Annotated in this window: 5 protein-coding genes; all 5 read right to left on the reverse strand. The window is 74.9% G+C overall.

Annotation, left to right across the window (positions count from 1 at the left end; genetic code table 11):
• Positions 1-55: 55 nt before the first annotated feature.
• Positions 56-1,351: a hypothetical protein gene (locus tag L7D48_RS24330; protein ID WP_237882505.1), complete on the reverse strand. Its 1,296-nt coding sequence runs from the start codon at positions 1,349-1,351 to the stop codon at positions 56-58.
• Positions 1,352-1,427: 76 nt separating this feature from the next.
• Positions 1,428-2,495: an NlpC/P60 family protein gene (locus L7D48_RS24335; protein ID WP_374493583.1), complete on the reverse strand. Its 1,068-nt coding sequence runs from the start codon at positions 2,493-2,495 to the stop codon at positions 1,428-1,430.
• Positions 2,496-2,754: 259 nt separating this feature from the next.
• A complete protein-coding gene (locus L7D48_RS24340; protein ID WP_237882507.1) occupies positions 2,755-3,780 on the reverse strand; it encodes an NlpC/P60 family protein in 1,026 nt (341 codons plus the stop codon).
• 327 nt (positions 3,781-4,107) lie between these two features.
• On the reverse strand, positions 4,108-5,460 hold the full coding sequence (locus L7D48_RS24345) for an NYN domain-containing protein (protein ID WP_237882511.1): 1,353 nt from the start codon (positions 5,458-5,460) through the stop codon (positions 4,108-4,110).
• A gap of 22 nt (positions 5,461-5,482) precedes the next feature.
• Complete coding sequence (locus L7D48_RS24350) at positions 5,483-5,728, reverse strand: hypothetical protein (protein WP_093848576.1); 246 nt, start codon at positions 5,726-5,728, stop codon at positions 5,483-5,485.
• Positions 5,729-6,028: the final 300 nt, after the last annotated feature.

Raw genomic sequence — 6,028 nt, forward strand, 5'->3', positions numbered from 1 at the left:
CTGGTCTCCCGGTGAGGCGGGCCGTTACGGCGCCCGCGCGGCGCCGCCGCGGGCGCTACCGGCCGCCCAGTTCCCGCCGTAGGTACTCGCGCCAGCTCTCGGTGAGCCCGTCCATGCCGGTGCCGAGCACCTCGCGGACCACCGGGTCCATGTCCCCGCCGGACCCGCCCGCCGCCAGGTACAGCTCGACCAGCTTCTCCTCGCCCCACCGCTGCGCCACCATCCGGCACAGCAGCCAGCCGCTCTCGTAGGAGCGGGCGAGCCGGTCCGCGTCCCCGGCGAAGGCGAACTCCTCGTCCGTCGGCAGTCGGCGGGGCACCTCGCCGTCGCGGACGGCGTCGGTCAGCAGGGGGGCGATCCGGGCGGGCGACCGGTCCACCTCCCGGTAGGCGGCCCAGTCGGCGAAGCCCTCCGACAGCCACAGCGGGGTGGACTCGGTGGTGTGCTCGCGGGTGGCCACATGGGTGACCTCGTGGGTCATGACGATCCGCCGCCCCTCCTCGCCCAGCAGCCAGTAGGCCTCCGGGTTGACCACGATCCGCTCGGCCGGGGCCGCGCTCCGTCCGCCCGCCTCCCCGGTGGTGACGGCGGCGATGCCGCGGTAGGAGGAGGGCGGGCCGCCCAGGAGGCCGGCCATCCGCTCCAGTGTCGCGGGGGCCTGGACCAGCACCCGGCGCGGCCAGGGGCGCGGCCAGGCCTCGCCTGCGCCGGGGACCGCGCGGTCGGCGTCGTCCGCCAGGGCGCGCAGGTCGAACTCCGGGCGGCCGACCCCCAGCACCAGGCTCCGCTCGCCGCGCACGACGGTCATCTCGCCCTGTTCCCACAGCTGCTGGGTGCCGCGACGGCCACCGGACGCGCCGTCCCGGTCCCCGTCGCCGTCGCCGTCGCCGTCGCCGTCGGAGGAGACGTACCAGCGGCCCTCCCGCTCGGTGAGGGTCAGGTACTCCACGTCCCGCACCGGTGCGGGGTCGTAGCCCTCGATCCGGTAGCGCAGTTCGGCCCGGACCGCGATCCGCCGGGGGCCGGTTCCCCCGTCCGCCGGAAGCGGGAAGGCGTCCTCGCCGGTGGCGGTGACGCGGTAGGACCAGTGGTCGATCGGCAGCCGGGCGAGATTGCCGAACACCGTGCGCTGGGCGTCCCGGTAGCCGTCCGCGCGGGGATCGACGGTGGCCAGGTAGGCCTCGCGGTCGCCGGTGAGGACGGCCTCGGCCTGGCGGTCCAGCACCGCCTGGAGCAGCCCGCGCTCCGCGGCGCCGTCCCGGTCCCGTTCCACGCAGCCCGGCTGGAACGCCAGCAGCACGGCCACCAGTACGGCCGGTACCGCCGACGTCCTCCGCCACCCGCGTGTCACACCGCCGATCGTACGGCCCCGGCCCCGGGCGCGCGCAGGAGCGGGCTCGGGGGCGGGGACCGGGCCGGGAGCGGTCTCAGGGCCGGACCACGGCGGCGACCGGCATCATCCCGACCGGGTCGTACCGCACCCGTGCCCCGGGGCGCGGGGCGTGGAGGACCTGTCCGCCTCCGGCGTACATCCCCACGTGGCTGGCGTCGGACCGGTAGACGACCAGGTCGCCGGGGAGCGCCTGCTCCAGCGGTACGTGCCGCCCGGCGTGCAGTTGCCCCTGCGAGGTGCGCGGCAGGGAGACGCCGGCCTGGCCGTAGGCCCAGGAGGTCAGCCCGGAGCAGTCGAAGGCGTCCGGGCCTGCCTGGCCCCAGGCGTACGGCGCTCCGACCGCCCCGCGGGCCGCGGCGACCGCCGCGGCGGCCCGCGACGAGGGGGCCGGCTCCATCGGCGCACCGGGACGTCCGGCGTCGCGCGAGGCGTGCCCGCGGGCGGCGCGCTCCTCGGGCGGGAGCCGGTTGAGCAGCCGCTGGGCGGCCGCGAGCTTGCGCTGCACGGCCTCGCGGTGCTCGCCCAGGGCCTCGCGCTGGCGCCGCAGTTCGGCGAGTTTCCCGCCGGCCTCGGTGCGCTGCTGCTCCAGCGCGCGCACCGCGCCGCGGAACGCCTTGAGCTTGGCCGCCTGGCGGCTGTTGATCCGGTCGAGGGCGGCGGCCTTGGCGAGGTACTCCTCCGGCCCCTCGGACAGCAGCAGCGCCAGCGACGGGTCGATGCCGCCGGAGCGGTACTGCGCGCTCGCCAGGGAGCCCAGGTCCCCGCGCATCCGGTTGACCCTGGCCTGGTCGCGGGCGGCTCCGTCCTGGGCGCGCTCGACCTGCTCGCGCAGGTCCTCCACTCGTTCGGAAACGGTGTTGTAGCGCTCGGTGGCCCGCTCCGCGTCGGCGTAGAGCCGGTCCACCCGCGCGCTCAGCGCGGCCGGGGCCGGGCCGCCCGCGGGGTCGGCTCCCGCCGGGGCCGCCGTCAGCACCGCCGCCGCGCCCGCGGCGGCGGACAGCGCGGTGACCCTGGTGCCCAGCCCGAAGAGGCCGGAAGAGGAGGCGCGCCGCCGGGAACCGGGGCGGCGGGGGGCGTGTCGGGGCGAAGGCTGCGAGACCACGGCGGAACCGCTCTCCCTTCCGCTTCGAGTACGGTGGCCGCCGACAGTAGCGGTACGGACACGCTCCGTTCACGGATCGCCGCACCGCCCATCGCGCAGCCCCCCTCCCCCGGCGCGGAACGGTGGCACGGGTCAGGACCAGGTCAAAGCCCTGGTCAGGGCCGGGTCGGCAGCGGGGGGGCGGAAGAGGGCGACGAAAAGCCTCCCCCGCCGGGATTCACCCGTACGGAGGAGGCTTGAGAAGCGGGGTGACGGCCGGTCAGACGCGCACGCCGAACATGAACGGCATGTTGTTGATCGACTCGTAGCGCACGTTGGCGCCGGGCTTCGGGGCGTGCAGGATCTGCCCGTTGCCCGCGTAGAGGCCGACGTGGTGCAGGTCGCCGTAGAAGAAGACCAGGTCGCCGGGGGCGAGCTGGCTCTGGGAGATACGGGTGCCCGCGTTCGCCTGGGCCTGCGAGGTGCGCGGCAGGGAGACGCCGGCCTGGCTGTAGGCCCAGGAGGTCAGCCCGGAGCAGTCGAAGGAGCTCGGGCCGGTCGCGCCCCAGACGTAGGGGGAGCCGAGCTTGGACTTGGCCGCGCTGAGGGCGGCCGAGGCGCGCTGCGTGGCGGAGGCCGAGCTGCCGAGGTCCACGCGGGCCGAGGAGGCGCGGTTGGCCCGCTCCTCCTCCCTGTCGAGCTCGGCGCGCTCCTGCGCGGTGAGGGTGTTCAGCAGCCGCCGGGCCTCGGCGAGCTTGTCCTGGATCTTCTTCTTCTTGTCGCCGAGCTCCTTGCGGGTGTCCTCCAGGTCCTTCAGCTTCTCGGAGGCCTCCTCGCGCTGCTGCGAGAGGGTCCGCTGCTTGGACTGGATCTTCTTCAGCGCACCGGCCTGCTTGCTGCTGAGCTGGTCGAGCGCGGAGGCCTTGGCCAGGTAGCTGTCGGGGTCGGAGGAGAGGAACAGCTGCAGGGAGGGGTCGAGGCCGCCACTGCGGTACTGGGCCGTGGCCATCGAACCGAGGCTGTCGCGCAGGTCGTTCAGCTCTCCCTGACCGCTTGCGACGCTGTCCTGGAGATTGCCGACCTGCTTCTGCAGCTTCTCCTGCTTCTCCTTCGCGCCGTTGTACTTCTCCGTGGCGTGCTCGGCCTCTTCGTAGAGCTTGTCGACCTTGGCCTTGACCTCTTCCTTGGTCGGCTTGGGGTCGGCCTGGGCCGTCTGGGATGTCAGTGCGACCGCCGCCGCTGCGGTCGCGGTGAGCACGGTCACACGTGCGCGGTTCGGCTGCTTGGGTCGACGGTGGGACGCCACTGGGGCGAGCTCCTTCTTCCTCAGCCGCCTGCCGGGAGTGACCGGGGGCCACCCGGCTCCGCGATGAGCGCCGCGGATTCGGCGGTTCCTCCGCTGCCACCCCGGTTGGGTGATCAACTGCGCAGAGGTTCGGGCCAGACACTAGCCATGCGGGGTGATCGCTTCAAATCCTCATAGGAAAAATCTCGCCCGTCGGCCACATCCTTTACCATCGCTCCACTGTCGGCTACCGCGGCCTGACGCTGAGTGCCGCCCCGGACGGACATTCCGGGCACGCGCGGGAAGGTGACGGAGCGTCCGGTACGGGGCCGGAGGGCGCGCGGGGCGTCAGGTGCGGCCGAGCCTGCGCAGCAGCAGCACCGACGCCACCGGACGGGCTCCGGCCGCGGCCACCCCGTCGGCCACCTCCCGGTCGGCGGAGACGACGACCACCGGGCGGCCGGGCGGCTCGGCGCGCACCAGACGCCGGATCAGCTCGTCGGCGGTCTGGCCGGGTTTGCTGAACAGCACCCGCACCCCCCGCGGCGGCGCCAGCAGCACCGGAGCCGACAGCTCCGCCCCGTCGAAGACACAGGTCACCTCGGCGCCGGTCTGGGCCGCCAGCCCCGCCAGTCCGCCCAGCAGCCGCAGCCGCTGCTTCTCCAGCGGGAGCGACGGATAGCCGGTCTTGGTGACGTTGTAGCCGTCCACCACCAGGTGCGCCTGGGGCAGTGCCAGCAACTGGTCCAGCAGTGCGGGGTCCTCCTCGGACAGGGCCCGCCGGGCGATGTCCTTCGGCGTCATCCGGCCCGGCTCGACCGCGTCCACGGTCTCGGCCGGACGGTGTGTGGCAGGCGGCAGGGCCAGTTCGCGCCGCAGCCCCTGGGCGGCGTCCAGCACCGTGTCCAGCAGCAGTCGCAGGCGCATGTCCTCCACGCTGCGGCCCTCGCGCACCGCGCGGCGGCCGGCCTCCAGAGCCGCCTCCGCCTCCGCCAGCCGCGACCGCAGCCGGCGTGCCTCGCTCTCGGCGGCGGCCTTCTCGGCGGCGGCCGCGGCCCGCGCCTCCTCCAGCTCGGCCCGCGCCTTGCGCACCGCGGCCTCGCCGCGCCTGACGTCGCTGAGCGCGCTGCGCAGCCTGCGGTGCAGGGAGTCGGCCTCCTTGCGGGCGGCGTCCAGTTCCGCGCGGAGCCCCTCGGTGTGGGCGCGCTCGGCGGCCCGGGCCCGCGCCAGTTCCTCGCGGAGCCGGGCCAGTTCCCGCTCCGCCTCCTCGCCGGCGCGTTCGGCCTGCGTCCGCTGGGCCTCCTCGGTCGCGGCGACGACGAGCTTGGCCCAGCCCTCCGGCCGCAGCACGTAGGCGACCGCGGCCACGTCCACGGGATCGGCGGCGGCCGGGAACGTGCCGCCCCGGACGGACGCGGCCAGTTCCGGCAGCGCCTCGCACAGCCGGTCGGCGATGCGCTGCCGGAAGGCCGGGTCGCTCTCCAGGGCGGCGGCCATCGCGTTGCCCGCGAACCTGACCCGCCGCTGGGGGGTGAAACGGGCGTACTGCCGCAGAGGGACGGGGAGTTCGGCGACGGTGAGACCGCCGAGCGCGTCACCCGTCAGCGCCACCACCCGGCGGCGCACCTTCTCGGGCAGCGGGCGGTCGAGCGCCTCCTCGCCGGGCTCACCCGGTCCGCGCTCACCACCCGTCCGTTCCACCACGGTTCACACCCACCCGTCGTCACACCTGCGCGCCGGAGCTGGGGCGGTCCACCAGTTCGACCTGGTCCACCGCGTTGCACCAGCGACAGCGCACCGACTCGATCGTCTCACTGAGCACCTCGCGCTCCTCCACCCTCGGTTCCCCGGCCAGGTCCAGATGGACGTACTCCACCACCTTGCTGGAGCGCGTCACATCGAAGCGGGTGAGGTTGCCGCACATCGTGCAGCGCCACCGCGATCCTTCGTTCGGTCGGGGAACCGGCATCATCCTGTCCTCTCCTCGGTCTTCCCGCGCCGCCGGCGCCGGCGGCGCGTCCACTGCCGCGTTTCGTCTCGGTCCTGCCGTCTTCCTGCCGTCTTCCTGCCGCTCCGCCGTCTTCCGGCGCTCTCCGGTACCCGGGTGCCCCGGACGCCGGAGGATGCTCACGTGGTGCGCGTACCCCGGGCATCCGGCCGGGGGTATCCCCGCAACCCTACGGCCTGGCGGCCACCCGGCGCGCCGCGGCGGGGGTCTGTATCCGCTCCCGGCACCGCCCGCGGGGCCGGTCCCGTCCCCCCGCGTCCC

Origin of the sequence: Streptomyces sp. ICN903, from assembly GCF_022015835.1 — a bacterium.
Classification (GTDB): Bacteria; Actinomycetota; Actinomycetes; order Streptomycetales; family Streptomycetaceae; genus Streptomyces; species Streptomyces fenghuangensis.